The following is a 26,708-nucleotide window of genomic DNA, read 5'->3' on the forward strand; positions in this document are numbered from 1 at the left end:
TCGCGCGGATGCTCCGCCGCCTCGCCACGTTCTCGTCCGAGCGCATCGGCAAGTTCGTCGTCCTCGGCGTGTGGATCGCGATCCTGTTCGCCCTCGCGCCGTCGGCGTCGCAGTTCGAGTCGGCCCAGAAGAACGAGGCGTCGAGCTTCCTGCCGGGCGACGCCGAGTCGACGCAGGTGCTCGACGCGCTCGAGGAGTTCGGCTCGGCGGACGTGGCAGACGCGGTGATCGTCTTCGCGCGCGACGGCGGACTGACGGACGCCGACCGGGCCGCCATCGAGGACGTGCGCGGGAGCCTCGCCGCCGACCCGCCGGTCGCGACGGGTCCTCCGGCGCCGACGGTCTTCTCCGACGACGGGGCCGCCGCGATCCTGATCGCCCCCATCACCGTCGCCGACGGCGAGTCGGATGTGCTGCTCGACGCCGTCGGCGACATCCGCGAGCGCACCTCGGACGTGCCGGAGGGCCTCGAGACGGCCGTGACCGGCGGCGCCGGGTTCTCGGCCGACGCGATCGAGGTGTTCGAGGGCATCAACTCGACCCTCCTGTTCGCCACCGCCGGCCTGGTCTTCATCCTGCTGGTGCTGATCTACCGCAGCCCGATCTTCTGGATCCTGCCGCTGCTGGCGGTGGCGTTCGCCGAGCTGACGGTCCGCGGCATCGGCTACGTGCTGGCGAGCAACGGCGTGGTCGTGAACGGCCAGACCGCCGGCATCCTGCTGGTGCTGGTGTTCGGCGCGGGCACCGACTACGCGCTGCTGCTGGTCGCGCGGTACCGGGAGGAGCTCCGCCGCCACGAGGACAAGCACGAGGCGATGCAGCTGGCGCTGCGGCGCGCGGGGCCCGCGATCCTCGCCTCGGGCGTGACCAACATCTGCGCCCTGCTGGTGCTCGCCCTCGCCGAGGTCAACGGCACCGCCGGGCTCGGCCCCGTCGGCGCGATGGGCGTCGCGGTGGCGATGGTCGCGATGCTGACGGTGCTGCCCGCGCTGCTGGTGATCGCGGGTCGGCGGGCGTTCTGGCCCTTCATCCCGCGGTTCACGGAGGGCGAGCCGGACGTGCCGGAGGAGCGCGGCGTGTGGCGCCGCCTGGGCGATCGCATCGCGCTCCGTCCGCGACCGATCTGGATCGGCACGCTCGCGGGCCTGCTGGTGCTCTCCCTCGGCATCTTCGCCTTCGACAGCGGGCTGACCCAGGAGGACGACTTCCGCAGCGACGTCGAGTCGGTCCAGGGGCAGGAGCTCCTCGCCCAGTCGTTCCCGGCGGGGGCGTCGGCGCCCACCGACGTGATCGTCCCGGACGCCACGCGGGCCCCGGCCGTGACCGAGGCGCTCGCGGCGCTCCCCGAGGTCGACTCGGTCCGTCCGGTGGAGGAGGGGCCGCCCGGCGCGCGGCTGGCGGTGACGCTCGGACCCGACCCCTACTCGACCGAGGCCCTCGACCTCGTGCCGGACCTGCGCGCCACGGCGAAGGCCGCGGGCGGCGAGGAGACGCTCGTCGGCGGCCCGACGGCCACCAAGTACGACCTCGACCAGGCCGCGATCCGCGACCTCAAGGTGCTCCCGCCGATCGTCCTGCTGGTCATCCTGGTGATCATCGGGTTGCTGCTGCGCGCGGTCGTGGCGCCGCTGCTGCTGGTGGGGACGGTGATCGTGTCGTTCCTCGCAGCCCTCGGGGCGAGCGTGCTCGTGTTCGAGTACGTCTTCGGCTTCCCCGGAGAGGACCCGTCACTGCCGCTGTTCGGGTTCATCTTCCTGGTGGCGCTCGGCGTGGACTACAACATCTTCCTGATGGCCCGGGTGCGCGAGGAGACCGAGCGGTACGGCACCCGGGAGGGCATGATCCGCGGCCTCGCCGTGACGGGCGCGGTGATCACGTCGGCGGGCATCGTCCTGGCCGGCACGTTCTCGGTGCTGGCGGTGCTGCCCCTGGTGACGCTCACCGAGATCGGCTTCCTCGTCGCGTTCGGCGTCCTGCTCGACACGTTCATCGTCCGGTCGATCCTGCTGCCGGCGACGGTGATGGGGCTCGACCGGCGCATCTGGTGGCCGTCGAAGCTGTCGACGGCCGACCCCACCGCCCCGCCACCGCCCGAGGTCAGTCCTCCAGCGTGACGTGCCCCGGCTGGGCGGCGACGCGCCCCAGCCACGCGCGGACGGCGGGGTAGGGCGCGAGGTCGATGCCGGCCTGGCCGGCGACGTGGGTGTAGGCGTAGAGGGAGATGTCGGCGACGCTGAAGCGGTCGCCGACGAGGTAGTCGCGGCCGGTGAGGTGCGCCTCCATCGCGTGGAGCGCGCGGCGGCCGCCCTCCTGCCGGGCGGCGAGGGCGTCGGGGTCGTGGGGCGGCGCCCCCGGGATGTGGAGCCAGAACCGGGCGACGGCGATGTTCGGCTCGTGGTCGTACTGCTCGAAGAACATCCACTGCAGCGCCTGCGCCCGCGCGAAGGGGTCGGCGGGGATCAGGTCGGGGTCGTGCAGCTCGGCGAGGTGCCAGACGATGGCGTTCGACTCGGCCAGGTGGCGGCCGTCGTCGAGGCGGAGCGTCGGCACCCGCAGCGCGGGGTTGGCGTCGCGGCCGAGGGTGCGTTCGCGGTCGCCGCGGTCGGTGACGCTCATCGTGACCCGCTCGTACGCGATCCCGCACCGGGCGAGGACGAGCCGGACCTTCCAGCAGTTCCCCGACGCCGGGTTGTCGTACAGCAGCACGGCTAGAAGAGGCGGATCACCGACCGGGAGAGGCGGAAGCCGTGTCCCGCGCGGTTGACGCAGGTGAGGCCGGTGCGGCGGGACGCGCAGACGATGGCGCCGTTGCCGAGCCGGATCTTCTGGCCGTACTGCAGGATCCGGATCCGCTCACCCGGCGATGGCAGCGCGGTGTCGCTCGCGCAGAGGCCCCGGCCCTTCCCCGCGGTCGGGGTGATGACGTAGGCGGTGCCCCAGTCGAACCGGCACGACCGTGGCTTCGGCGGCGGGGTGGCGGAGGTCTCGCGGATGTCGCAGCGCATCTCGGTGCGGTCGCCGATGCAGCCGATGTTGCGGCTCGGCGTGGCGAACCGGGTGAGGGCGACGGCGCTCGCGCTCCAGACCATGAGGCCGGCGGTGGCGAGGACCAGGGCGAGGACCAGTCGTCGGTTCATGCGCGCCATTCTGCCACCGGGGCGACCCGCACGGCACCCTCGTAGACTCGCCCGATGCCCACGCACACGCACCCCACACGACGGCTCGGCGCGAACGGCCCCGAGATCACCACGATCGGCTTCGGCGCCTGGGCGATCGGTGGTGGTGACTGGGCATTCGGTTGGGGGTCGCAGGACGACCGCGACTCCGTCGCCGCGATCCACCGGGCGTTGGAGGGCGGCGTGAACTGGATCGACACCGCCGCCGTCTACGGGCTCGGGCACTCCGAGGAGGTCGTCCGGAAGGCCCTCGAGGGCGTCGGCGAGCGGCCCCTGGTGTTCACGAAGTGCGGGATGGTGTGGCAGGACCAGGCCGACGGCGTCCCCCGCCCGAACCTGAGACCCGACGAGATCCGCCGCGAGTGCGACGACTCCCTCCGCCGCCTCGGCGTCGACCAGATCGACCTGTACCAGTTCCACTGGCCCGACAACAACACGGGCACGCCGGTCGAGGAGAGCTGGGGCGTCATGGCCGACCTCGTCCAGGCGGGCAAGGTGCGGTGGGCGGGTGTCTCCAACTTCGACGTCGCCCTGCTGGAGAGGTGCGAGCCGATCCTCCACGTCGATTCGCTGCAGCCGATGTTCAACCCGGTGGAGCGGCGCGCGGCGGAGCTGCTGCCGTGGTGCCGGGAGCACGGAACCGGCGTGATCGCGTACAGCCCGATGATGTCCGGGCTGCTGACGGAGCGGTTCAGCCACGAGCGGATGGCGAACCTCGACGAGGACGACTGGCGCCACGGCATGCCGGACGTGTTCGCCGAGCCGGCCCTCAGCGCCAACCTGGCCCTGCGCGACGCGCTCCGGCCGATCGGCGAGCGCCACGGCGTCAGCACGGGTGAGGTCGCGATCGCGTGGGTGCTCGCCCACGACGGCGTGACCGGCGCGATCGTGGGTGGGCGCAGCGCGGAGCAGGTGGAGGGGTGGCTGGGCGCGAGCGGCGTCACGCTCTCCGACGCCGACCTCGACGAGATCGACGCGGCGATCGCGGCGACGGGCGCGGGCCGGGGGCCGAGCCGCCCGTGAGCTCCGAGGTGTCCGCGCGTCCCGTTCCCCCGCCGGGCGGGCACCCCCTGAAGCGCCTGTGGCAGTACGCGGACGGCCACCGTGGCCGGGTCGTCTGGGCGACGTTCCTGACGATCCTCAACAAGGTCTTCGACGTCTTCCCGGAGATCCTGATCGGCGTCGCGATCGACGTGATCGTGAACGAGAACGACTCGTTCGTCGCCGACGTGACGGGGGTGGAGGGGCGCTGGGAGCAGCTCCTGATCCTCGCCCTGCTGAACGCGGCGGTGTGGATCGGCGAGTCGGCCTCCGAGTGGGGGTACCAGATCGCGTGGCGGAACCTGGCGCAGACGGTGGAGCACGAGGCGCGGATGGACACGTACGCGCACGTGCAGCGGCTGGAGCTCGGGTACTTCGAGGACCAGAGCACCGGCGGCCTGATGTCGGTCCTGAACGACGACGTGAACCAGCTGGAGCGGTTCCTCGACGTCGGCGCCACCGCGATCATCCAGGTGGTCGTGAACATCGTCCTGGTGGGGGCGATCTTCCTCGTCGCCAGCCCGACGCTGTTCCTGGTGGCGTTCGCGCCGATCCCGATCATCGTGTTCGGGTCCTTCCTGTACCAGCGGCTGCTGGAGCCGAAGTACCGGGAGGTGCGCACCAGGGTCGGCCACCTGAACGGCACGCTGTCGAACAACATCGGCGGCATCGCGACGATCAAGGCGTTCACGGCGGAGGATCGGGAGATCGCCCGGGTCGCCGGCGAGTCCGACGGCTACCGCCTGGCGAACGCCGACGCCATCCGCCTCTCCAGTGCCTTCGTCCCCCCTGATCCGGATGGCGATCCTCGCGGGCTTCACCCTGACCCTGCTCGTGGGCGGCAACGCCGTCCTCGAGGGTGACCTCGCCGTCGGCTTCTTCTCGGTCCTGGTCTTCATGACGCAGCGCCTGTTGTGGCCGCTCACCCGCCTGGGCGAGACCTTCGACCTCTACCAGCGGGCGATGGCCAGCACCCGCAGGATCCTCGACCTCCTGGCCGTGAAGCCGCAGATCGTGGAGGGCTCGGGCCTCCTCCCGAGGCCCGTCACCGGCGCCGTCCGCTTCGATGACGTCCGCTTCTCGTACAACGCCGGCCCCGAGGTGCTGCGCGGCCTGGACATCGACGTCCCCGCCGGCGAGACCCACGCCGTCGTCGGCCTGACCGGTGCGGGCAAGAGCACGATCGTGAAGCTCCTGCTGCGGCTCTACGAGCCGAGCAGCGGCCACGTCACGGTGGACGGGGTGGACGTCCGCGAGCTCACCTTCGGCGATCTGCGGGGCGCGATCGGCCTGGTGAGCCAGGACGTCTTCCTCTTCGACGGTACCGTCCGGGAGAACATCGCCTACGGCGACCCGGACGCCCCGGACGAGGCGATCGAGGAGGCCGCACGCCTGGCGGAGGCCCACGACTTCATCACGGCGCTACCGGAGGGCTACGACACCCTCGTCGGCGAACGCGGCCAGAAGCTCAGCGGAGGCCAGCGGCAACGGCTGAGCATCGCGAGGGCCATCGTGAGGAACCCGGCGATCCTCGTCCTGGACGAGGCGACGAGCTCAGTGGACAACGAGACGGAAGCGGCGATCCAGCGCAGCCTGGAGACGGTGTCGAGGAACCGGACCACCCTCGTCATCGCCCACCGCCTGAGCACGATCCGCCACGCCGACCGGATCCATGTCCTCGAAGCCGGTCAGGTCAAGGAAGCCGGGACCCACGACGAGCTGATCGGGGTCGGCGGCCTCTACGCGGCCCTGTGGAGGGTGCAGACGGGTGAGGGAGCCGGCATCAGCTCGTCGTGAGCGAGCACTGACAGGGGCGCCGTCAGCGATAGCCTTGCGATGATGAAGCCAGCGACCCACACCGTGAACGAGCTATTCGAACGCGATGTCCGGTACGTCGTCCCACTGTTTCAGCGGCCGTACGTATGGGACCGTGAGGATCAGTGGGAGCCTTTGTGGGAGGACATCTGCGTCCTCCTCGACCACCAGGCCGAGGCGGCGACCAGCCCCGTGCCATCGCACTTCCTCGGAGCGATCGTCCTTGAGCAGGACGACGTGTTCGTGCCGGGCGCGATCCCGGTCTTCACCGTCATCGACGGCCAGCAGCGCCTTACCACGCTTCAGCTCCTCCTTGCCGCCGCAGCAGCGGCTCTGCGCGAGGCTGGCGCCGAAGACGACGCGGAGCTGCTCGACGACTTGGTTCGCAACAACCCGAAGAAGGCCAAGGGGGACGAGCTCTTCAAGGTCTGGCCGACGAATGCCAACCGCGCAGCCTTCGCCGCGGTCATGGCGCCGAACGGGCCGGCCCCGGATCGGGAGGACGATCCCGATAACCGCATCGATGAGGCCTACGCGTACTTCCGGGAGCGCATCGCCGAATGGTTGAGTGCACAGGGCGATCTCGATGAGGGGGGCTCGTCCGGCGCGCGAGCCCTGCTCCTTCGGATCACTTTGGTGGATCTCCTGCGGCTCGTATCGATAACCCTCGAAGCGGGCGACAACGCCCAGGTGATCTTCGAGACCTTAAACGCCCGGGGCACTCCTCTTCTAGCCCTCGACCTGGTGAAGAACGCGGTCTTCCACGCGGCGGCCCGCCACGGCGAGGAGGTCGAGACCCTCTACGAGCAGCGCTGGCGACCCGAACTCGACGCCGACTATTGGCGCCAAGAGCGCGTCCAGGGGCGGCTGCGCCGGCCCCGTGGCGAGCTCTTTCTCATGCACTGGCTCGCGATGAAGCTCGAGCGGGTGATCCCCGCAACAGAACTCTTCGCTGTGTTCCGAAAGGACGTCCTGGGGGATGGCGCTGCGATCGCCGTCCGGTCCCTCATCGACGAGCTGTGCCGGGACGCACGAATCATGCGCGGCTTCGATGACTTCGCTCCAGCGAGTCCCGAGGGTCGATTCTTCGGTCGTCTAGAGCTGCTCGACACGAGCACCCTCATGCCCCTCGCGTTGCTCCTCTTTCGGCAGCGCGATATCGATCCGTCGCGACGCCGGCGTGCCCTCGCAGCGCTTGAGAGCTGGCTGGTCCGCCGTGGGCTCATGCGCCTCACCTCGCAGACGTACAACCGCGAGATCCCTCGGCTGCTCGCCAAGGTCGCCGCTGCACCTGAACGGGCTGACGAGGTCATCGTTGCGCACCTGCGAGCAGCGGCGGGACAGGCATCGCGGTGGCCGAGCGACGACGAACTCGTCGCCTTCTTGGTCTCGCAGAATCTCTACGGCTTGGTGGCTCAGAAGCGGCTCGTGATGGCGCTGAGCGCCGTCGAGGAGGCAATGCACGGCGACAAGACGGAGCTGCTCGGCGTCGGCGCCCTCTCGCTGGAGCATGTAATGCCGCAGAGCTGGCAGGCGCATTGGCCCCTTCCCCAGGGCGTTGATGAGACCGAGGCGATCGCGGCGCGCTCAGCGCGGATTCATCGACTTGGCAACCTCACCCTGACGAGCATGCCACTGAACGCGGCGCTCTCGAACAGCGCTTGGGAGCGCAAACAGCGCGAGCTGAACGCCCACACTCGGCTCTTCCTCAACGTCGATCTGGTCGATCGCTACGGAGGAGGCTTCGGGGAGGCCGAGATCGACGAGCGGTCGGTGTGGCTCGCCGACGCGATTCGGCGCACCTGGCCTGGCCCTGACGATCTGCTCTGGCTGACGGACAAGGAGCCAGTGCAGCCTGTCATCGCTCGACATGGCGCGCGGGTCCCGACGGATGGCATGGCCTTGGCCGAAGCGGACCTTCGCGCGGAGTCCGCGACAGACGCGCCAGCCGACTTCCTTGCCGCGCCACGTTCTTCCGCATCTGCCGTTTCCCCAGCGACGGCAGAGCGGATGGTCCGCCTGCACCACGAAGGGCCCCGGCTGCGAGGTCGAGCCCTCAGCGATGCCGTCGGCCTCCCATCTGGCTGGACGCCGTTCCTGGCAATGCTGTCAGCGGAGCCCCGCGTCTATCCCCACATCCGTCTGGAGCCGACCGGTCAAGACGTGGTAGCAGCACGAGAAGGGCGCTTGCCGGCGAGCCGACTGATCTCAGGCGAGGAGGCGACGCTCCGGTGGGAGCGAATCGCGGCCAGGGCGGGGATCACTGCCGCCCAGGCACGCGAACTTTACGACTCCGTTCGCGGGCCTGGCGCTGCGCGTCGCAACTACACGGGGCGGGGTCGCCGGTTTCCGACGATGGATTGACGTCAGAACCCAACCGGCCGGAAGTCGAAGTAATTCGAACAGCCCGGTCGCTCAGGCGCGCGGGTGCGCTGCCGAGTAGCGAATCCGGGCACGTCGCAGCGCCGTTTCGGCGGCCTCGAACTCTGCCTTCTCCATGTCGTGGTGCGAGGTCTCTCGCAGCTCGATCTCGGCAAGCCTAAACGAGATCTCCATGAGCTTCGGGGCGTAGGACAAGTCGGCCACGACCGTCAACGGCTCCAGGCGCACTTCGCAGACGTGAGGCCAGCGCTCCCCGGACCGCGCGTCCTTCTTCGGGTCACCGGTGATGCGAGCGACCGCGAAGATGGTCTTGGTTCCGCCGACGGCGTAGTAGACGAGCCAGTCCCCGATCCAGTATCTGTGACGGGAACCGGTGCTTCGGGAACCAGCACTCGTCGCGCTCGACCTTCAGATCCTCGAAGACGTCGCAGTGGGCCATGAGGGGATAGTCGCTCGCGCCGACGAGTTTGAGGTAGTAGGCCACCTCCGGCTAGCGCTTTCTCAGGACTGGCTTGGGCAAGGTATGCGCGCTCACTCCGGACATCGCTCGTCGTCATGGACTCCGACGTGTGCAAACTCGATGGTCCCATCAGCGAGGACCCACCAGTGGAGCCGGCGCGCCGACGGCGTCTCCCTTTGCAGGGCGCAGCGCCAGGCCTTCGCCCCATCCAAGCTCCGAACGCGCTGCGGGGCTCCCGCGCCCCTCGACACGCGCAGCTGATGAAGATCACGACCGGGGATCTCCTTCGCTCGTCCGGACGCCACCTGCGCACAGACCTCGATGACCTTCGGGCGGGCTATCCCCTCGAGGCGGTCGAGCGCCTGGAGAAACTCGGGATGCAGACGCATTGGCTGCAGTGGGAAGCGAGTCCGATCATCGACGAGCCACATCGCATGGACATCACGGATCTCGTCAAGGAAGGCAGCCGCGGGCTCCGCGCCGACTTCGGTGTCTATCTCCGCGAGGCCTGCGCCCCGTAGCCGCTCCTTCAGGCTGAGGACGTCCCATTCCAGGCGCTTGACCTCGGCGTCCCGTTGGGACAGCTCCGCCTCGAGTTCGACGAGGTCGACCAGCGCAGCCTCGCGATCGTTGGTAACCGCCCGCAGACTCCTCTCGAGGTCTTCGATAAGCGAGGCGTCAACGATCGACTCTGTCATTTGGCCCGCTGCGGCTTTCGCCCTCAACTCGCCCAGCTCCGCCAGGACCCTGTCCGACTCGCGGCGACGGAGCTCGATCCTCAATCTGTCGAGGCCGCCGAGCGGGCGATGGCCCGCGCGCGCCGCTGCGGTGACCGTCTCGACGATCTCCTCGACTGGCCGCTCACTCGAACCCGGGAGGAGGAGAGCGTGCTGGCGAGGTGTGTCGCCGGAACGGAAGCCCGGCCACCAGATGCGCACCGCCCCGTTGTAGACGCCCAGCCTCTCGGGTAGCAGTGCGCTGAGCGCCCAGGTCGTCTCTGGGGGAATGAGCCACACGTGCGCCATGCCCGCGAGGGCGCGCGCGAGTCGCTCCGCCGAAAGGAACGGTTCACCCGAAGGTCGGTGGCTTATCCCGATCACCGGCAAACGGCGATCCCGCGCGAACAGCAGCTGTGACGCGAAGTCGTCGACGCCCGACCGCGCCAGAGTGGACGGACTGCCAGAGAGGGGCGTCTCGCCGTCGAGGCATTCCAGCCCGCTGGCTTCGACAATCGCCCTGGTCACCCCGGGTGGCATCGGAGTGTCGGTCCTGAAGAGTCGGACGCGCTGGTCGCGTCGCTCTCGGCCGAGCGTGACCGATACGGCAGTGTCGGCGGCGTTCGGGTCCTCCAGGGCCTCTATTTCGACAACCCAGAGGACACTCGGGTCCTTCCCGTCGGCGTGCGCGAACTGCATCCGCCACGCCCACGCGTCGTCGCCGCCCAGATCGATCTTCTCGGCAACGATCTGCGCTCGTTTGCGGCCTACCTCCGACCAGTTGCCTCCATGAACGAGCTCCTCGGGAGAGATCTCGAGCTCCGCCCATTGCCCAGCGGCGCCCGCTATATCGACCAACGAGGCGGGGTTGTCCGTGCTGTGATCGCGAACGGAGAGGGTGACGGCGATGTCGATTGCCATTTCAGCCCCCCCGGCTCCCGCGTGCGGCGACCAGCGCCTCTCGCATCTCCGCCGCCGTCTGGAAGCGCTCATCGCGCTCGGGCGCGCACGCCTTCATCAGGAAGGCGGCGAGGTCAGACGGTAGATCGGTCCGAATGGTGCGCGGGTCGATCAGCGAGTGGCCGGCGGGCCGCCCGTTGGGATACGGGTGGGTGCCGTTGCAGAGCAGCTCGTAGAGCATCACGCCCACCGCGAAGAGGTCGGTCGAGACGTCCCATCGCGTGAGGTCGGCGTCGGGCGCCTGGTAGGGCGGCGTGCCCGACTGGGTGTGGACGGGGTCGCCCACCCGTGATGCGATGTTGAAGTCGAGGAGCTTGGCGCCGGTGCGCGTGAGGATGACGTTGAGGGGCTTGATGTCGCGGTGAACGAGCCCCTTGTCCTGCAGATCCATCCACTCGTCGTACTCGGCTTCGCTCAGCTCGCTTTCTCGGTTCTTGCGGTCGAGCTGCTCCAGGCGGACCGAGTCGGGATGGATTGCGACAAGGGCATCGAGCACATCGAGGGCGACGTCGATCGCCTCGCGATCGCGCAGGTGCTTCCCGCCTCCCGCGTAGTCGGCGAGCGACTCGCCTTCGATGTACTCGGTGATCAGATACCAGTCGCCGGTGTCGCTCCTTCCAGCCCAGAACACCTCGACGACGTTGGGGTGGCGGACCTTCCGCAGAGCCGCGATCTCGCGTCTCACCGCCTCGTAGCCGTATGCGTTGTCGAAGAGCTTGAGAGCCCGCTCTTCCATCTCGACATCGTCGAGCACACGGTAGACCTTGGAGAAGCCGCCTTCCCCAAGCACGCTGAGGATCTCGAACCTGCCGGCGATCTTGTCGCCGACCGAGTACCTGGTCGCTTTCGTTCCGCGCGACGACTCGACCTCAGCGGGGTCGGGTTCGGGAATGCGCTCACCACTCGTTGTTTGCCCTCGCTTGCCGCCGACGCTGTCGCGATCCCGGTGATGCTTGACCGACTCGTCGCAGTAGACGATCCGCTCCGGCGCATCGCCCACCCGGTAGCTCAGGTCGACGTTCCCGAACTCGCCCGCGCCGATGAAGGCCTGCTGCTCCTTCACCCGCCGCCGCATCTCGAGCGCCAGCTCAGCCGACCACGCGATCGCCTCGTCGGGGATCTCCTGCTCAGGATTCGGCCAGAGGAGCTTGAGGAGTCCGTTGACGGTGTTGTTCGCGGCCTTTCGATCGCGCCCGCTGAGTTGTCTTCCCCACTCCAGACGACCTTGCACGGCGTCGAGGCGCGACGTCCGTCGCATCTGGCTCCAACACTCGGCGAGGAAGTCGCTGACGAAACCGAAGTGGGTGCTGAAGTAGGACGGGTCGAGCTTTGGGACGTCCCATCCCGGCAGGTATGCATGGATGCGATCGTGGAAGGCGGTGTCGTCGCGCATCTCTTTCGGCATCGGCCCGAAGAGGTGGCCGCGCCGCAACTGCTCCGCGACGTCCACATCGAAGTTGCCGACCATGACGACCCCGCCGTCGGCGCGGATGCTCTCCTTGCCGCGGCTGAACTCGCCCGACTCCATGTAGCCCTTCAGGATGTTGACGCCCTCCTTCGTGTCGAAGGAGACGCCGGAGACCTCGTCGAAGCAGACGACGTCGTACTGGGCAACCAGACCTCGCCGGCCCGTCGCGTTGTTGACGAACATGTTGGCGATGGTCGCCTTGCCGCCCGACACGAGGTGGGCGTACGGCGAGACCTGCTGGAAGAGATGCGACTTGCCGGTCCCGCGAGGCCCCAGCTCAACCGCGTTGTAGTTCGGCACGACGAACGGGAGCATCCGGGCGATCAGCACGTCCTGCTCTCGCCGCGAGAAGCGGGAGGGCTCGAAGCCGACACTGCGAAGCAGGAGCCCGCGCCACCGCTCGAGCGTGAAGCGCTCGCGTCCCGCGATCAGTGTGTCGAGCGCATCGCGCGTCGACATCTGGATCGGCCGCACCGAGTCGACCCGGAATGGCTGGCCCCCCGAGTCGCGCCCGAGTGCGGCGATGTACTCGAGCGTCACCTCGGCGTAGAAGCCACCGGTGAGCATTCGATCGTGCTCGTTGACGAGGTCGTCGCCGATGTGGATGTCGCTGAGCTGCAGACTCGGCAGCTCGGCCTTGTAGGCGTCCGACTTGGCGTCGAGCCGCGCGCGGAGCAGGTCGATGATCTTGACCCGCCCCTTCTCGCGCGCCCGCGACTTGAAGAGCTCCTCCTCGCCGGGCCGCACAGTCCGTTCCTTCATCGACCGCTCGACGATGGCGAGGCCCTCGGCGATCTCGTCGGGATCCGTCGTCGCGCAGTAGCGACCGAGGAGGAACTCTCCGACGTACGTGGGGACCGGGTACTGGCCGCGGAACTGCTGCGCGAGGTCCTTTCGCACGAGGTAGCCCTCGAAGGCCTCCGCCGCCAGGCGATCGAGGTCGTCGAGCGCGCTCACCGGTTCCTCCCCACGACGACCTCGCGCTGCACCAGGATCTGGCCGTCCGGAGCTACGAGGACTAGGTACGCCTTCTCGCCCTCGAGGTCCTCATCCGGGACCACGAGCGACACCTTGCCGGCACCGAGGGTCTCTTTCGCCTCTTCGGCGATGCTCGTCCCGGGGTCGCCCGGCAGCGCGCGGAGATCGGCGAGGATCTGGCCCTGCGGTCCCGCGAACTCGATCCGGCAGAGCAAGCCGAGCCACTTGAGCGTCGTGATGGTGGGCGCCGCGTCCGCCGCCAGCGCCCCACCGCTCCTGACCAACAGGCGAGGCACTATGCACTCCTGCGGGCTGACGCCACCGTGCTCGTACTCCTTGCTGGCCTCGAAGCAGGTGACGCCGGGCGCGATCGCGATGCGAACATCCCGGTCCCAGTACCACGGCACGGTAGGGACATTGACCGAAGCGCCGTCCTTGAGACGTGCGCACCTCCCCTTCTTCTTCGTCGCCGTCGCGACGGGGACGTCCACCTTCTCCATTCCTCCCGGCAGGAGTATCCACCCGTGATCGGTGATGACCTCGACCTGCTGCCAGCCTGCGTCGAGTAGTTGCGCGACCCGCCGAGCGATCTTGGCGACTTCGTCGTCGACGTCATCGATCAACGGCGCGCCGGCTTCGTGGCCGAGATGGTCGATCTGCCCGGCCTCCGTCCAGCCTGCCCCCGACGGATCGCCGGTTTCGATGGCAGACATCCATTGCACGCCGCTCTCCCGCGCCAGCGATTCGAGTACAGCCTTCGACGCCTTGGCGCCGCTCGACGCCCGCGCCGCCCCGAGGTCCTCGCCTGCGGCCAATGACCCCGCGGGCACCGGGACGAGGGCTGCTTTTGCCGTCTCGGTGACGGTCGGGAGCGCGGCAAGGGACGTCGTCAGCTCGACGTCACGACCGCCGTCGGCGAGTTGCTCCACCAGGCGCTGGGCGATATCGAGTCGCAGACCATCGACGAACACGCTGACGGTGCCGGCTGCCGTGGAGGCCTGCGCCCCCAACCGGTAGCTGTCGGAGTCCGCCATCGGACCGACGATCGTCTGCAGGGCTCTCGCGCCGGCGTCGAGCCACCAGCGGTAGATGGCGCTGACGGCAGCCGCGACGGCGGCGCGATCGGGCCCCGACTCGACGAGGCCAAGGGCGCGCAGGGCTGCGTCATCGGCACGCCAGCCGCGCTCCACATAGTCGGCAACCAAGGAGTCGAGGGTGGTTTCGGCCAGCGGCCGAGCAGTGACCTCCGCCAGAGCGACGAGCTGCTCCAGCGCGAAGGCGAGCGGCGCCTCGTCCAGTTCAGCCCAGACGGTCCGGCGGCGCCACGAATGCTCGGCGTCGAGGCGTTCGGCCTCCTTGCGTGCCCCCTCGGGGGTCAACGACGCAAAGTCGAGCAAGAGGTTCCGGAGCTGCGCTTCCCCGACCTCGTTGTCCTGCGGCCAGACCTCCGACCGGTCCACGGGCCCGAGTTCCAGCTGCTCCTCGGGGCGCGCCCTTCGCAGTTGGCCCGGGATGCCTGGGTATCGTTCAGGCGCGTCGGCGAACGCCTGCCAGACGGCAGCCCACTTCCCCTGGCGAGCTGCGAGCTTCCGCGCCCCGGTGATCTCGCCATCCACCCTCGGGTCGAAGCCGAAGTCGGTCTTGCTCTGCTGAACGAACGCTATCCAGCGGTTGTCGTCGAACTCGTCGCGCGTGCGTGTGGGGTCGTCGAGCCACGCCAGGAGGCTCCGGATCGGGTCCGGATTGACCAGCTCCCGAAAGAAGTCCGCGTCGAGGAGCGCGAACTTCTCCAACCTTTCCATGTCTCGGTCCAGCAACGGTCGAAGCGCCGCAAGAAGCGCCCTCTCCGACTCGCTGTCCTCCGCGATTGGCAGACCGAGGCCACGGTCGTGATTCGCGAGCAGACCGCGAGCCGACCAGTCGCGAGTATTCGGATGGGAGAACCACTGGCTGCGGTACTGCAGCTCAGCGATCGGGGCGAGCTCGGCGGGGCACTCGTCGATGGCTCGCAGAGCACTGCGCGCGACCCCTGGGAGATAGACGACCGGAACCTCCTCCGCGTGCAGTCCGACCTCGAGGGTGCGAGCCACCGCGCAGCGCACCCAGTACGCCGGCCCGCGCGGCGGTGCCTCGTTCCCGTCCGGCGAGTACTCGCCCAGAGCCACGATCGGAAGACGTTCGGCCAGAAGGTCGATGACCGGCTCCCACTGCCGGGCCTCGTCCGGCCAGAGCAGGGCAACGGGCGCGACGCGTACGTTCTTGTCGTAGTCGAGGGCCGAGCGGATCCTCATCTCGAGGCGGTCGAGCACGGTCTCGCTCACAACGTCCCCACCCGGTGTCGGGCCTCGCGCTTGTCCGCCAAGCTCAAGTGCAGGTCGTTGTGGCGCTCCGAGCCATCGGGGTTCTTGCCGCGGTCCTTGCCCCACTTGACGTTGAAGGGGGCGCGCAGCACGCCGGCCGTCACGAACGGCCGAACGTTGAGGCGCACACCGTCGTTGAGGTCAGGCTCCCACCCGACCGGCTGCTCATGGAGGTCCTTCCAGCGCACGTAGATGTCGTAGGGATCCTCGCCTTCGAGGATCAGCTCGAGGCGACGTTGCAGGCCCTGAGCGGCGGCCAGGCGCTCGTCCGCGCCGGCAACTTCCTCCCGCACCTCGGCGCGCACCCGCTCCATCCAATCCTGACCCAAGTAGGTGTAGGTGAGGCGCTCGAGCATCCGCCGGTCGAGACGGTGGTAGTTCACCAGCGCCGAGAAGCCGTCCGGTCGGCCATCCCAGATGTGCCAGACAAAGGGACGACTGCCGAACAAGGCGCAGTGCTGCTTGAAGAACTCATCGCGAAGCCAATCGACAAGGCTCTTCTTCTTGGAGCCGGCCTGCTCCAACAGCTCACGCGCCTTCGCCGCCGACCAATCCTCGCCGAAGGCCGCCCCCAAAAGCTGCTGGAGACGGTCCGCCGCCGGCGCCTCACCGGCCACCGCCGGCAGACAGACGATCCCGTCGCTATCGGCGAGGGGATCGAGGTCGTCGGATTCCGGCTGCTCAGGCCAGCGATACCCGACCAAGCGGCCGACCCCGACCTGCAGCGGCGAAGTCGAGACCTCCGGGCGCCCCTGGAAGAGCCACTGGGTGGGGTCGTCGGAGAAAGGCTCAGGTAGAGGACCCGCCTCCTCAGCGACCTTGCGCCAATGGTCAACGTCGAAGGGCACCTTCGCCAGAGTATTCGCCGTAACGCCGATCTTATGGTCAATCTCCCGCACTCGAGCCGAGTACTCCCTAGATGAGCAGAAGTGCCATATGGCCGGAACGATCGCGGAGTCCCGAGGGACAATGACCGCGATGACGTTTTCGAAGAGTTGCCCCTCGTATAGCGTCACCGGAAGGTCGCCGGTGTATCGGACGGCGACGCCGGACCGGTTCCAGGCGCCCCGGCCGGCGATCGTCGCCCCCGCCAGGGCTGCTTTCGACAAGGCTCCAGTGCCCAACTCCCATCGCAGGACATGTTCGCGTCCTCGGTACGCGCCCGTGCGGTCGGGCGGCCCCTGCTGAGGTACCCAGGAGCCATTTGGCACAAGAATCTCCCAGAAGAAGGCGCGGAACCGGGGTGAGTCGCCCGTGGTGATGCCGCCGAGGGCGTCCGCGTGCTCGGACAGCAGCGATCCGCCTCCCGAAAAGGTGAGCAGCATTCGCGCATCTGGGTTGTTAAGTATGTCGCCCACGGAGCACTCCAGCTGCTCGATGATCCTCAGCCCGACGGCCTTTTCGGCTGGCGAATGTAGTGAACTGACGTCGTAACCCCGAACCCGACCAGCAAGGGTGGTTTTGGCCTCTTGGACGACGGCGAGGCCAACGTTAACCACCTCACCGCCTACCCCCTCAAAAGCTCGTGCGCCAAGGTGAGTGCAGTTGAGAAGTGAGTGACTGCGTAGGAGTTCTTCGCGGAATTCGCGGTAGCGTCCGAGCAGAAACCAAGATCGGGGACAGACAACGACATGGACGCCGTTCTTGGTCAACAGACTAAGGCTTCGGTCAATAAAGGCTGTCGCTAGGTCTTCGCGCGCAGTCCAGTGGTTGTTCTCAATGAAGCGGCGAAGGGACGTTGCTTGGCGGGCCTTCTGCAGGTACGGCACGTTCGTAGCGACCAGCGTATAGCGGCGCGCCAAGTACACAGCAGCCCTGGCCAATGCGGTCGCGTCTCCACCTATCACTGCAGTGCCAGGATCAAGCTCCTCCTGGCTTGCCGCGGTCGCCAATAGCTGAGGCACCACATCCCATTGCACGTCATAGAACGAGTCTTGGTGAGCGTCCGTGCAGATGGTTCGCTGTGGATCGATCAGGCTCCCGAGCGTGTCGGCATCGCGAAAAAGTCCATGGAGGCGTACGAGAGCGTCTTCCAGCCGCTGGTCCCCTTCGGCCAGAGCTTTCCACTCCTCCACGGGCGCTTTGACGGGGATCCCCGAGCAGGCGATGTTCGGGACCGGCAGCTGGCGCCAGCCGCCGCCGTCCTTCCAGGCCTTGAGGGCGACGGCGAACATGGCGATCTCGACACACCGCGGGTCGATCTCGAGGCCGAACAGGTTGTCGCGAAGGACCGCGTCCTGGGCCTCGACCGGGTCGAGGCCCTCCTCCTCGACGCGCATCTGCCAGAGCATCGAAAAGGCCTCGACCAGGAAGTGCCCTGAGCCACAGCACGGGTCCATCACCGTGACCTCGGCGACCCGTTTGGGCCAGCCGTCGAACGAGCCGGCCGCCGGAGCGCCATCGTCGTCGAAACGCAGATACTCGAAGCCGGCGATTAAGGGACTGTCGGGGTGGCGGGCCGCCCACCAGGCCCCGAGTGAGTTCTCCAACAGGAACCGGACCATGTAGTTCTCGGTGAATAACTGGGTGACCGGCCCCAGATCGGCGCCGCCGATCTTGCGCTCAGAAGCGTTGATCTCGTCCTTTTTGTCCTTCTGCCAGAACTGGTAGACCCAGCCGAGGGAGTCATCAGCGCCAAAGACCTCCGATGGCAGACCCTCGAGGATCTGCTCGAGGGCAAACCGGCCCTCAGGCGCCAAGCGAAGGCGTACACACGGGTCATCGAGGCGAAAGATGCCCGGCAGAATCTCCGCGGCAAAGCGGGCCGCAACCGCCCAGCCATCGGGCTCACCGAGGCTAGGTGCGAGCTCCTCGCACTCGGCGAGGGTCAGCCGAGCCTTGTACTCAGGGTGCAGCAGCAGGCCATTCTCAGCCAGGAAGCGCGCGAACAGGAGGCGATGCCACTGCTCGTAGGCGCATTCTGCGACGAGCAACGGCCGGCCCTCATCCCCGCCGCCCAACTGACGCCACTTCTGGCGCAGGCCGATCCGAAGGGCAGCCTGCTCTTCGCTCAGGTGAGCCGGGCGATCGCGCTCGAAGACGCTCAGGCCATCAAGGGCAGCCCGCGACCCGGCCTCAGCGGCGCGGCGCGCCGCCAACACCGCCGACTCGAGCTGCCGACGCAACGGTGACGAGAGAGCCCTCACGGCTCCTCCGCCCGCTGTCGCGCGTCGCGCTTCTCCGCCAGGCTCAGGTGTAGGTCGTTGTGGCGCTCTGAGCCGTCGGGGTTCTTGCCGCGGTCCTTGCGCCAGTGGATGTTGGGTCGGGTGCGCAGGACGTCAGCCCTCATGAACGGCCGGATGTTGAGGCGGACGCCGTCGTTGAGGTCGGGTTCCCACCCGATCGGCTGCTCGTGCAGGGACTTCCAGCGCACGTAGACGTCATAGGGGTCCTCGCCCTCGAGGATCAACTCGAGTCGACGCTGCAGGCCCTGGGCGGCGGCCAGACGCTCATCGGCGCCGGCGACCTCCTCGCGCACCTCAGCGTGCACCCGCTCCATCCAGTCCTGGCCGAGGTAGGTGTAGGCGAGACGCTCCAGCATCCGCCGATCGAGACGGTGATAGTTCACGAGCGCCGAGAAGCCGTCCGGTCGGCCATCCCAGATGTGCCAGACGAAAGGACGGTTGCCGAACAACGCGCAGTGTTGCTTGAAGAAATCATCCCGCAGCCAATCTGCGAGGTTCTTCCTCTTCGAGCCGGCTTGCTCCAACAGCGCACGCGCCTTCGCCGCCAACCAGTCCGCGCCGAAGGCCGCCGCCAGCAGCTGTTGGAGGCGGTCCGCCGCCGGCGCCTCACCGGCCACCGCCGGCAGACAGACGATCCCATCGCTGTCGGCGAAGCGATCGAGGTCGTCCGATTCCGGCTGCTCAGGCCAGCGGTAGCCGACCAAGCGGCCGACGGCCACCTGCAGCGGCGAGGCCGATCCCTCGGGGCGGCCCTTGAAAAGCCACTGTGTGGGGTCGTCGGAGAGGGAGACCCGCACCGGCGCCTCCGACACACCCCGCCACCTCTCGCGATCGAAAGGCACTTTCGTCAGCGATGAGTTTGTCACCTTGAGACTTCGGTCGACGAGCCGAACCTTTGCGTTAAATTCTCCCGAACTGCAGTACGCCCAGAGCGCGCCCAAATCGGCCGCGTCGTTTGGGATCAGTGCGGCCGTGTTATTGTCGAACAACTCGCCGTCGTATATCGAGGCGCGCAGCTCGCCCATCAACGAAATCAGAACACCCTGCCTACCCCAGGCGGCGCGACCCTGGATGCGAGCGGCCGGGTTGGCGAGGTGATAAGCGCCGTCATCCGCCCAGTAAGCCACGCCGGAGCGCCCACCGTACCGGCTGTGCGTCTCGACTGTCGACTGGATATACCGCCAACGATCGCCGAGGCTGGAGCTTGAGACTTCCCAGAACCCCCTGCGGAACCTGGCGTTGTCGGCCATATGAAGACCTATATACGCCTGGGCGAAGTCCGCGATCATCGACATTTGATCCCAGGAGGGGTCGAGTACGATGATGCCGTTGGGATGCTTCTGTTGTGCCGATTGCTCGTACAGGTACGCCGGTTCTGACCGGATTCCACTGGCCTTCTCACTGGGAGAAGGGGCACGCGAAACGTCGATGCCTGCAAACCGACGTGGCGTCTCAGCGGAGTAAATCGTTAGAGCGACGTTGACGACCTCACCAGACACGGAGCCGAAGGCTCCGGGTCCAAGAATGACGACGGCCTTCAAGCCGAAGTTCTCTAGTAGGTGGCGTCGAAAGTCGGAGTAGTAGGCCTGGTACGTCCAACTTTGAGGCGTTACGGCCGCGACTGTATCGGCAAGTCGTCGAGCCATCCGATCCATAAAGACCGTGGCGAGATCGGCTCTGGCATATGAGTGCCAGACCTCGACAAACTCCTGAAGGAGGAGCCTCTGCGACCCCCTCTTTAGGTACGGCACGTTGGTCACAGCCAAGGTATAAGAGCGCGTCAGGAGGGCGTTGCATCGCACGAGGTCTGCTGCTTGATAGCCGAGCGCCCGCGCCGAGGACTCTGGTGGCTCGCCAGCGGTAGCGTCTCTCAGCATCAGTTCAACCTGCTCGAACTCGATTCCAGTTAGTTCGAGTTGGCCATTGCCTGGTAATGCGACTCTTCGTGGATCGATCAGGCTCCCGAGGGTGTCGGCATTGAGGAACAGATGGTGCAAACGCTCAAGCGCCGCCTCCAGCCGCTGGTCCCCTTCGGCCAGAGCTTTCCACTCCTCCACGGGCGCTTTGACGGGGATCCCCGAGCAGGCGATGTTCGGGACCGGCAGCTGGCGCCAGCCGCCGCCGTCCTTCCAGGCCTTGAGGGCGACGGCGAACATGGCGATCTCGACACACCGCGGGTCGATCTCGAGGCCGAACAGGTTGTCGCGAAGGACCGCGTCCTGGGCCTCGACCGGGTCGAGGCCCTCCTCCTCGACGCGCATCTGCCAGAGCATCGAAAAGGCCTCGACCAGGAAGTGCCCTGAGCCACAGCACGGGTCCATCACCGTGACCTCGGCGACCCGTTTGGGCCAGCCGTCGAACGAGCCGGCCGCCGGAGCGCCATCGTCGTCGAAACGCAGATACTCGAAGCCGGCGATTAAGGGACTGTCGGGGTGGCGGGCCGCCCACCAGGCCCCGAGTGAGTTCTCCAACAGGAACCGGACCATGTAGTTCTCGGTGAATAACTGGGTGACCGGCCCCAGATCGGCGCCGCCGATCTTGCGCTCAGAAGCGTTGATCTCGTCCTTTTTGTCCTTCTGCCAGAACTGGTAGACCCAGCCGAGGGAGTCATCAGCGCCAAAGACCTCCGATGGCAGACCCTCGAGGATCTGCTCGAGGGCAAACCGGCCCTCAGGCGCCAAGCGAAGGCGTACACACGGGTCATCGAGGCGAAAGATGCCCGGCAGAATCTCCGCGGCAAAGCGGGCCGCAACCGCCCAGCCATCGGGCTCACCGAGGCTAGGTGCGAGCTCCTCGCACTCGGCGAGGGTCAGCCGAGCCTTGTACTCAGGGTGCAGCAGCAGGCCATTCTCAGCCAGGAAGCGCGCGAACAGGAGGCGATGCCACTGCTCGTAGGCGCATTCTGCGACGAGCAACGGCCGGCCCTCATCCCCGCCGCCCAACTGACGCCACTTCTGGCGCAGGCCGATCCGAAGGGCAGCCTGCTCTTCGCTCAGGTGAGCCGGGCGATCGCGCTCGAAGACGCTCAGGCCATCAAGGGCAGCCCGCGACCCGGCCTCAGCGGCGCGGCGCGCCGCCAACACCGCCGACTCGAGCTGCCGACGCAACGGTGACGAGAGAGCCCTCACGGCGCGCTCAGATGTTCACCGTCTTGCCCGCATCGAGATGCGGCTGGATCTTGGCGCGCAACTGGTCGAGGTAGGCCTGGAGCTCGCCGTCGGCGGAGATCGTAGCCGGCGGCGGCGTGACGGTGACGCTCTCGGGTGCGAGGAGCTTGGCGGCAAGGTGCCTCGCGTGATCACGGCGGCCAGGCACCAAGCTGATCTTGTCCTTCCAGGCGCTGAGGGGCGTCGTGTCGAGTGCGGCAATCAGCTTCTCGCTGTTCCCGACGTCGGGCGCTTCGGCCGTGGTCAGCTGCGCCTCAGCGAGGATGCGCTCCCTCTCGATGGAGTCGATCTCTGACCACTCGCGCCAAGCTTCCAACTCCTTCAGTGCGTTGCCCTGGGCGGACGCGAGCTCCTGAGCGCGACGCGTCACTTCGTCGCGCAAGGCGTCGCCGAGTTCGCGAAGGAGCGGAGTGGTCGGATCGGGGGTATCGAGCAGTTGACGCCCCTCGCGAATCGCCGTGGCCGCCGGCTGCACTCGGGCGGCAACATCGAGGGACTCGGCGTGACGCAGCAGGCGCTCGAGCTCGCGCCAGTGGCGTTCCCGGGCCTCGCGCTCCTGATCCTTGGCTCGCCACGTGCGGAAATCAGCGCTCAGGCGCTCGTGGTCATCGGCCAAAGCCCTGAACCGCTGGTTTCCTCCCAAGGTTAGAAGGGCGTCGAGGTGATCGGTGTCGGGCTCCTCAGGGAGGGGAGGCGGCCCCCCCGCGCGACTGGCGAGGTCCTTGAGTCGTTGGAGTAATGCGGGGATCTGGACGCCTTCGTCGCCGGTCTCGTACTGCACCCCGGCCTCACCCAGAAGCCCCCGCACCTTGAGCCTCTGCTCCATCGTCGGCGGCTCGTCCTCCCTGTAGAAGGTCGTCTTGCCGATCTGCGTGGGGAGTAGCTCCTTCGGGCCGGCGAGGTCCGTGCCGTCCTGGGCTGCACGAACGTTCCCCGCCGCAACGAGGGTCAGGAGCGCTCCCACCACGGCATCCTTCGGCCACCCGAAGGGGGCGCCGGAGAACTCGCGCTGGAGGTCGCTGCCCTTCGTGCCGCCGGCGCTGATCGAGCCCAGCACCTCCTTGCACACCGGGTGGGCGGTCGGCTCGCCGTGGTACCCGATCGCGGAAAGGGGGTCTGGGGCCCCCTCGCGCGCCTTGACCACCACCTTGCCCCAGTTCGCGTCGTCACCCGAGGAGAACTTCGGGAACAATCGGATGAGCGCCTTCTCGGCCGCACTCTCGACACCCGCGCGTAACGAGGGAACCGTGAGCTCCCCCACGCCCCCCATGAAGACGCGCGCGCGGCCGACGATCTCCTGGAACAGTGCCTCGAGGCGCTCGCCCTCCGCGGCAAGGCGTGTCTTCATCGCCCGCTGTGCGGCCTTGCCCTCGTCAGTCTGCGGTAGCGGACGGCGCAACGTCTGCTCGGCTGCGGCGTAGCTTGCCAGCGTGATCTTCACCTGCTCCGCGTCGTGTCGGGGCAGCAGGACGAAGACCACTGGACTCTCGTCACCGGCGGCGGCTGCCGCGTCCCGCACAGAGGCTTCCGTCACGGACCATCCATCCCGGATCCAGACCGGCACGTTTCCCGCGGCGACGTCCGGCGGGCCCGACTCCCAGTGGATCACCGGGGTGCGCGCCGTCTTGCTCTTGCCGTGCAAGACCTTGAGCCCGGAGAGCGCCTGCTCGGCGGATGCGACGATGCGCTCACTCCGCAACGCGCCGAGCCGAGCCGCGTCGTCACGGATGTCGGCGAAGGCAACCTGGTAGGCCTTCTCCCACTCGGCGCCTTCCTCGGTTTGCAGGCGGTACTCGTCATCGATCCGCATGAGGCAGCCGTCGGTGACGAGCGTCGCCAGAAGCTCCGGGACCTTCCTCCGCAGCAGCGCACGGTCGTCGGCGAGGTCCTCCACCAGGAGGTCCTCGATGAACACGTCGGTCGCTCGCAGGCCCGTCTCGCCGGCGATGGTGCGTGCGGGGATCTCCGAGATGAGGAACACCAGTGCACAGATGCGGGACTTGAGCTCACCGTCGGGGCCCTCCGCGCGCAGGCCGCGGATGAGCTCGTCGATCTCCTTGAGGAGCGCCCCGCTCTGGAGCATCCCCGGCGACTGCTCGTCGTAGAGGAAGTCCGCCCCGACCACATGGCCGGCCGGCCGACCGGCGACGTGCGCCGCGGCCCCGTGAACGATGCGTAACTGCGTGCGAAGGACGCCGGACTTGCCGCCCTGGTCGATCGCACGTAGCGCGTGCTCCCAGAAGCGCCGTCGTGTCGGCAGCAGCGGATAGTCAGGAACGAGGTCGGGCTTGTCCGCTGCCCGAGGAGCCAGCTGGGTGCCGCCGAGATGCTTGTTGATCTCGCCGCTCTCGGCATCGAGGATCGCCTCGAGGGCCGCGCGATGCTCAGGCTTCTTCTGCAGCACGACCTCGCGGACGACGCTCTCGACGTCGCGGTCGGATAGGGCGACCTGGACGGCGAACCGATCCGTGAGCTTCTGCAGGGTTGCGGTCGCTGTCAGGGCACTCTGACCGGTGGCGACGAACAGCAGCTGACTTTCGAACCGAGCGGTACACCCTTCGACGATGTGCTGGACGGCGAGCGCCCGCTCGCCGTCGTCGTTGATGTACTGCTGCATCTCGTCGAGAACGATGAGCGTCAGGGGAAGCTTCCCGTCGTCGCTGGACTGCAGACGAAGGACATCGTCGATGACGCTGAACATCTCCTCGTCGGTGATGTCTGGGCGGTCGGGTGGGAACTGGGTCGCGAGGCGATCCAGCACGTCGCTCGCGGAGGGACCGAGCCTGGGGTCAGCCTGCAGGAGCGCCTCGGCGATGATCGGCGAGACGTGCAGGTCGTTCATCTCCTTCGCAAGCGTCTGGCCCTCGGCCTCGACCGCGGTCCTGATCGCGTCGAGGTAGCCGTTCTTCTGAGCCCAGATCGTGAAGCGCGCGCGGCTGTACTCCTCGGGAAGATCCGCGTTCTCGAAGAGCACCGAAAGGAGCGCCAGACGTACCGACTCACCCTTGCCAGCGAGGCTGCCGGCAGCGGACCACAGACCGCCGCGACGCCTGCCTTCGGTCGTCAGCTCGACGAGGTGGTCCCGAATGTCGTCGGTGAGCCTCACCAGGTCGCGAGCGCGTTCCCCGCCCGGCAACTCGACGTCTCGCCAGAGATGCTCGAGCACCCGAACGAGATGGGACTTTCCGCTCCCGTAGAAGCCGCTCACCCAGACCGCGGGCTGCTGCGCCTGGGTGAGATTGATCAAGAAGCTCTCGAGGATGCGTTCGAGGCCGCGCGCGTACTGCCCCTCGCAGACGAAGCGGCTCAGCTCCCACCGCAGGACTTCGCGCTGCTGATGCGTCTCCGCGCGGAGGACCCGGGCGACGCCGTCGTTGGGGATCTTGTACTGGGTCGGATCCTCCGAGAAGAGCTCACGGTTGAGCAGCGTCACTTCGCGCCTCCGGTCGGGAGTATCGGGGTCGCCAGGTAGTTCCAGCCATCACGGGCATCCAGGAGGCGATAGCTGTTGCCCTCGTGCTGACCCGGGAACAGAACGAGCAGCCTGCCGGCGATGGCGTCGCTGACTCGGTCGAGCAGAGCGGAGACCTTGACCGCGTCACCGAGGCCGAAGAGCGCGCCCACCCCCAGCAGCGCGACGACGCCGTCGGGCGTTCCCTTCGCCGACAGGTCCTCCCGTACGTCGCGAGCGAGATCGTCGAGAAACGAAGGGAGGGCCCCCGAGAGCATTCGGGGGTTCTTGAAGTAGGAGTCGCGGTATCTGTGCTGCGCCATCCAGCTCTCGAACGCTGTCGTGACATCGATCGACGCCCACTGGTGTCCGGCCTCGATCGTCGCGGTCTGGAACGCTTGGATGTGCAGCCGCACGCGGCGCTCGTTCTCGGGCGGGTAGATCGCCATCCACACGCGTTGGGGCCCGGCGAGGCTCGCTTGCCACGGCAGGGCGACGAACCGGGCGTAGGCGGCGACGAGGTCGTCGACGTAGCTCACACCAGCGTCCCCTGCGCTTCGGTCTCGAACGGGCGGAGCAGGGCGTCGAAACCCACCTCGACGACTCCACCCGCTCGGCGCATCTCGATAAGCCCCGCCTGAGAGGCCGCGGAGGCGAGCTCGTAAAGCTGTGCGGTGGGCCGGTCCAGAACCTTGGTCCACGGCGTCTCAAAGAGGGTCTGCCCGCGGCCGCCGTCCACGTAGCCCAGAAGAAGCGCGTACGCGACGTCCGCAGGGCGACAATCGGCCCGGACTCTGGTCTTGGCTCGCTTCTCGCCGGCAACGAGGTGCCCGGTCTGCTCCCATGACGAGAACGTATTGCGCCCGATCTTCGCGAGGGTCGTCGCGCCGTACTTCCCCGGGTAGCGCTCCTCCACAGCCTCCGCCAGGGCAGCAGAGGTCACGAGCTCACCGGGCGCAGCACCGACGATCGCGGCCCCGCTCGCCCGGAAAACCGGATCGCGGGCGGTCGAACACAGACCGGCGAGTAGTGGTCGCGCCAGCGGATCGACCGGCCAGAGATCGCGCAAAGCCCGGAAGAGAAGGGCATCGGGGCGGAGCAGATAGAGCTCGCGCAGGTAGCGGAAGGTCCGCCGGCGCGAGCCTTCGGTGCCCTTTCCGAGCACGTTGTTCTCCAGGGCCTCATGCTCATACGCCTCGTGGCGAGCATCGGAGGGCACGTGTTCGAGGAGAACGGCGAGGGACGGGATCATGATCGTGTGGCTGGTGTTGGCGCCGCCCGGGACGTTCCCGGGGACGATCTCCGAATGCCAGGTGGACCCCACCTCGGTCACGGACAACGTCGTTGCGCACATCCCGCGCAGGCGTAGGGGCGGCAGGAGCGGTCGCTGATCGAACTCATCGCTCTCACCGTATCGTGCGCCTCGGACCGGGCCGGGTCCGTTCGCAGGCGCGGCGGGTTCTGGAACCGCCGGGACGCGGGATCGCCGCCGACGACATCCCGGCGTCCGACTTTCTCGCGACTCGCTCCTTGACCGCCTTCGATCGGA

14 protein-coding genes and 1 pseudogene are annotated in these 26,708 nt (G+C 67.8%); 4 read left to right on the forward strand and 11 right to left on the reverse strand.

From position 1 onward, the window contains the following. Positions 1 to 8 precede the first annotated feature (8 nt). Positions 9 to 2,114, forward strand: coding sequence for an MMPL family transporter (locus IU369_RS17170; RefSeq protein ID WP_217922203.1), 2,106 nt, complete (start codon positions 9 to 11; stop codon positions 2,112 to 2,114). Here IU369_RS17170 and IU369_RS17175 read toward each other — a convergent pair. Both IU369_RS17175 and IU369_RS17180 read right to left on the reverse strand, forming a co-directional pair. Next, positions 2,098 to 2,706 (reverse strand): glutathione S-transferase family protein, encoded by a 609-nt coding sequence (locus IU369_RS17175; protein WP_217922204.1) that lies wholly within the window; start codon positions 2,704 to 2,706, stop codon positions 2,098 to 2,100. The two genes, IU369_RS17170 and IU369_RS17175, sit on opposite strands and share 17 nt — an antisense overlap. A gap of 2 nt (positions 2,707 to 2,708) precedes the next feature. Continuing rightward, on the reverse strand, positions 2,709 to 3,137 hold the full coding sequence (locus tag IU369_RS17180) for a DUF6636 domain-containing protein (RefSeq protein WP_217922205.1): 429 nt from the start codon (positions 3,135 to 3,137) through the stop codon (positions 2,709 to 2,711). A 54-nt stretch (positions 3,138 to 3,191) separates the two neighbouring features. Between IU369_RS17180 and IU369_RS17185 the strand changes: the two genes are divergently transcribed. The 3 genes and pseudogenes from IU369_RS17185 to IU369_RS17200 all read left to right on the forward strand — a co-directional run bounded on the left by IU369_RS17185 (position 3,192) and on the right by IU369_RS17200 (position 8,396). After that, a complete protein-coding gene (locus tag IU369_RS17185) occupies positions 3,192 to 4,199 on the forward strand; it encodes an aldo/keto reductase (RefSeq protein ID WP_217922206.1) in 1,008 nt (335 codons plus the stop codon). Between the two features lie 8 nt (positions 4,200 to 4,207). Next, positions 4,208 to 6,014: pseudogene (locus tag IU369_RS23770) on the forward strand (ABC transporter ATP-binding protein). A gap of 42 nt (positions 6,015 to 6,056) precedes the next feature. Next, complete coding sequence (locus tag IU369_RS17200) at positions 6,057 to 8,396, forward strand: DUF262 domain-containing protein (RefSeq protein WP_217922209.1); 2,340 nt, start codon at positions 6,057 to 6,059, stop codon at positions 8,394 to 8,396. A 51-nt stretch (positions 8,397 to 8,447) separates the two neighbouring features. On the opposite strand, the gene IU369_RS17205 is transcribed toward IU369_RS17200, so the two are convergent. The 9 genes from IU369_RS17205 to IU369_RS17245 form a co-directional block, all read right to left on the reverse strand. After that, positions 8,448 to 8,642 carry a hypothetical protein gene (locus IU369_RS17205; RefSeq protein ID WP_217922210.1) on the reverse strand — a complete coding sequence of 65 codons (195 nt, stop codon included), beginning with the start codon at positions 8,640 to 8,642 and terminating at the stop codon, positions 8,448 to 8,450. A gap of 303 nt (positions 8,643 to 8,945) precedes the next feature. Further along, on the reverse strand, positions 8,946 to 10,511 hold the full coding sequence (locus tag IU369_RS17210) for a hypothetical protein (protein ID WP_217922211.1): 1,566 nt from the start codon (positions 10,509 to 10,511) through the stop codon (positions 8,946 to 8,948). Position 10,512: 1 nt separating this feature from the next. Next, a complete protein-coding gene (brxL, locus tag IU369_RS17215) occupies positions 10,513 to 12,975 on the reverse strand; it encodes a BREX system Lon protease-like protein BrxL (protein WP_217922212.1) in 2,463 nt (820 codons plus the stop codon). After that, the gene (gene pglZ / locus IU369_RS17220) at positions 12,972 to 15,317 is read right to left on the reverse strand and encodes a BREX-1 system phosphatase PglZ type B (protein WP_217922213.1); all 2,346 of its coding nucleotides are present in this window, start codon (positions 15,315 to 15,317) and stop codon (positions 12,972 to 12,974) included. Before pglZ ends, brxL begins: the two co-directional genes overlap by 4 nt. Beyond that, positions 15,314 to 18,502: an Eco57I restriction-modification methylase domain-containing protein gene (locus IU369_RS17225; RefSeq protein WP_217922214.1), complete on the reverse strand. Its 3,189-nt coding sequence runs from the start codon at positions 18,500 to 18,502 to the stop codon at positions 15,314 to 15,316. The genes pglZ and IU369_RS17225 overlap by 4 nt, the downstream gene beginning before the upstream one ends. Beyond that, positions 18,499 to 21,669, reverse strand: coding sequence for an Eco57I restriction-modification methylase domain-containing protein (locus IU369_RS17230; RefSeq protein ID WP_217922215.1), 3,171 nt, complete (start codon positions 21,667 to 21,669; stop codon positions 18,499 to 18,501). Before IU369_RS17230 ends, IU369_RS17225 begins: the two co-directional genes overlap by 4 nt. A 7-nt stretch (positions 21,670 to 21,676) precedes the next feature. Then, complete coding sequence (gene brxC, locus IU369_RS17235) at positions 21,677 to 25,141, reverse strand: BREX system P-loop protein BrxC (RefSeq protein ID WP_217922216.1); 3,465 nt, start codon at positions 25,139 to 25,141, stop codon at positions 21,677 to 21,679. After that, positions 25,138 to 25,698, reverse strand: a complete 561-nt coding sequence (locus tag IU369_RS17240) for a DUF1788 domain-containing protein (protein WP_217922217.1) — start codon at positions 25,696 to 25,698, stop codon at positions 25,138 to 25,140. The genes brxC and IU369_RS17240 overlap by 4 nt, the downstream gene beginning before the upstream one ends. Beyond that, positions 25,695 to 26,492, reverse strand: coding sequence for a hypothetical protein (locus IU369_RS17245; RefSeq protein ID WP_217922218.1), 798 nt, complete (start codon positions 26,490 to 26,492; stop codon positions 25,695 to 25,697). The genes IU369_RS17240 and IU369_RS17245 overlap by 4 nt, the downstream gene beginning before the upstream one ends. Positions 26,493 to 26,708 lie beyond the last annotated feature (216 nt).

Origin of the sequence: Miltoncostaea oceani, assembly GCF_018141545.1 — a bacterium.
GTDB classification, from domain to species: domain Bacteria; phylum Actinomycetota; class Thermoleophilia; order Miltoncostaeales; family Miltoncostaeaceae; genus Miltoncostaea; species Miltoncostaea oceani.

Coding starts and splice junctions, on each gene's coding strand:
- IU369_RS17180 (WP_217922205.1), bottom strand. CDS start 3,137: ATGAACCGACGACTGGTCCTCGCCCTGGTCCTCGCCACCGCCGGCCTC.
- IU369_RS17210 (WP_217922211.1), bottom strand. CDS start 10,511: ATGGCAATCGACATCGCCGTCACCCTCTCCGTTCGCGATCACAGCACG.
- IU369_RS17200 (WP_217922209.1), top strand. CDS start 6,057: ATGAAGCCAGCGACCCACACCGTGAACGAGCTATTCGAACGCGATGTC.
- IU369_RS17185 (WP_217922206.1), top strand. CDS start 3,192: ATGCCCACGCACACGCACCCCACACGACGGCTCGGCGCGAACGGCCCC.
- IU369_RS17170 (WP_217922203.1), top strand. CDS start 9: ATGCTCCGCCGCCTCGCCACGTTCTCGTCCGAGCGCATCGGCAAGTTC.